The sequence below is a fragment of the Chromohalobacter sp. HP20-39 genome (assembly GCF_033052815.1).
In the GTDB taxonomy this organism is placed as follows: domain Bacteria; phylum Pseudomonadota; class Gammaproteobacteria; order Pseudomonadales; family Halomonadaceae; genus Chromohalobacter.
This window is the reverse complement of the sequence record NZ_JAWHTP010000764.1, coordinates 1-265: the sequence shown is the minus strand read 5'-3', so window position 1 is coordinate 265 and position 265 is coordinate 1. Positions and strand designations below refer to the sequence as shown.

The 265-nt window shown below is 66.8% G+C and carries 1 protein-coding gene; it reads right to left on the bottom strand.

Annotation, left to right across the window (positions count from 1 at the left end):
- A partial coding sequence (locus tag RVY79_RS20005; protein ID WP_317466324.1) for an amidohydrolase family protein occupies positions 1 to 265 on the bottom strand: 265 nt, incomplete at both ends.

Genomic DNA, 265 nt, shown 5'->3' with positions numbered 1-265 from the left:
GGCCGCGTTGGGTTCGTCGACGACGGCAGCACGTTCGACTCGCCGCACACGCGGATGATGTCGGGCGCATGCCCGCCGCCCGCGCCTTCGGTGTGATACGTGTGGATCGTGCGGCCCTTGAACTCCGCAACGGTGGCCTCCACAAAGCCCGATTCGTTCAACGTATCGGTGTGGATGGCGACCTGCGTGTCGGTATCCTCGGCCACGCCCAGGCAGCAGTCGATGGCGGCGGGCGTAGAGCCCCAGTCTTCGTGCAGCTTCAGGC